Here is a 2,051-nt window from a genome sequence, read left to right on the forward strand (position 1 = left end):
AGCACGTCTTACACCGTGCACGAAGACAACTCGATCACCATCAGCGATGAGCAATTACTAGCGAATTCGTCAGATATTGAAGGCGATGTTTCGGTTGATAGCGTGAGCTACAGTGGCGCAGATGGCGTGTTCCAAGACAATGGCGATGGTACGTACACCTTCTCTCCAAACGAGAACTTCAATGGCGAGGTAAGCCTAGACGTTGTAGTTGTCGATGAAGAGGGTGCGACAGACTCAACCACTGCGGGTATTACCGTTCTTGAGGTGAACGACCCACCAATCGCTGGTGCGACAAGTTACTCAGTGAACGAAGACGAAGTCATCACCATTAGCTCTGAGCAGCTATTGGCGAATGCTTCTGATGTTGAAGGCGAAGTCGCGATTGATAGCGTCAGCTACAGCGGCTCCGACGGTATCTTTACTGACAACGGTGACGGTACATTCAGCTTCGCACCAAATGAAAACTTCAACGGTGACGTCAGTCTTGATGTTGTCGTTGTTGATGAAGACGGTGCAACTGCGTCAACCAATGCAAGCATCGATGTATTGCCAATCAATGATGCTCCGGTATCAGGTGATTTGGCTTACAGCGTGGATGAAGACGGCTCTATCACCCTCAGCCAAGAGCAGCTTCTTGCTCAAGCCGGCGACGTGGATGGTGATGACCTAACCGCTTCTAACCTAGTGGTTGACGGTGATGCAACGGTTACGGCTAATGACGATGGTAGCTTTACCATTACGCCTGATGCGAACTTCAATGGCGACATTGATATCACGTTCGATATCAACGACGGCACCGATACTATCGTTGCAACGGCGGACCTAAAGGTTAACCCTGTCAATGACTTACCGCAGCCGGAAGATCAAGCGTTCACCATTGGTGAAGATGGCGTGTTGACCTTCACTGACCAAGATCTGCTTGATGGCGCAACGGATATCGATGGTGATGACCTATCGGTAGAAGGTGTCACATACACTGGCGCGGACGGTGTCCTAACTGACAATGGCGATGGCACTTACAGCTTCGCACCAAACGAGAACTTTAATGGCGACGTGAACTTCACTTTCGATGTTTCCGATGGCACGGATACCGTGACCGCAAATATCGATGTAAGCGTGACGCCAGAGAACGATCCACCGGTTGCGGGCAGCACGTCTTACACAGTACATGAAGATAATTCGATCACCATTAGTGACGAACAGCTGCTAGCGAACTCATCGGATATTGAAGGCGGCGTAGACATCAGTAGTGTGACTTACAGTGGCAACGATGGTGTGTTCCAAGACAATGGCGATGGTACGTACACCTTCTCACCAAATGAGAACTTCAATGGCGAGGTCAACCTAGACGTTGTGGTTGTCGATGAAGAGGGTGCGACAGACTCAACCACTGCGGGTATCACAGTACTTGAGGTGAACGATCCACCGGTTACGGGTAGCACGGCTTACACAGTACACGAAGACAACTCGATCACCATCAGTGACGAACAGCTGCTAGCGAACTCATCGGATATTGAAGGCGGCGTAGACATCAGTAGTGTGACTTACAGTGGCAACGATGGTGTGTTCCAAGACAATGGCGATGGTACGTACACCTTCTCGCCAAATGAGAACTTCAATGGCGAGGTCAACCTAGACGTTGTGGTTGTCGATGAAGAGGGTGCGACAGACTCAACCACTGCGGGTATCACAGTACTTGAGGTTAACGACCCACCAATCGCAGGTGCAACCAGTTACACCATTGATGAAGATGAAGTCATCACCATCAGTGCTGAACAGTTGTTGGCAAACTCTTCCGATATTGAAGGTGAGGTAGCACTTGATAGCGTCAGCTACAGCGGTTCCGACGGTATCTTTACCGATAACGGTGACGGTACATTCAGCTTCGCACCAAACGCAAACTTCGATGGCGATGTGAGCCTAGATGTTGTGGTTGTTGATGAAGACGGTGCAACTGCGTCAACTAATGCAAACATCGATGTATTGCCAATAAACGATGCGCCAGTATCGGGCAACTTGGCTTACAGTGTCGATGAAGACAATTCAATTAC

At 49.7% G+C, this 2,051-nt stretch carries 1 protein-coding gene; it reads left to right on the forward strand.

The annotated features are described in order from the left end of the window. Window positions 1-2,051 (forward strand): cadherin-like domain-containing protein (locus tag NDJ01_RS07875; protein WP_258586522.1); only part of this gene is annotated, 2,051 nt, incomplete at both ends.

The organism is Vibrio sp. HS-50-1, from assembly GCF_024747315.1.
GTDB lineage: Bacteria > Pseudomonadota > Gammaproteobacteria > Enterobacterales > Vibrionaceae > Vibrio > Vibrio diabolicus.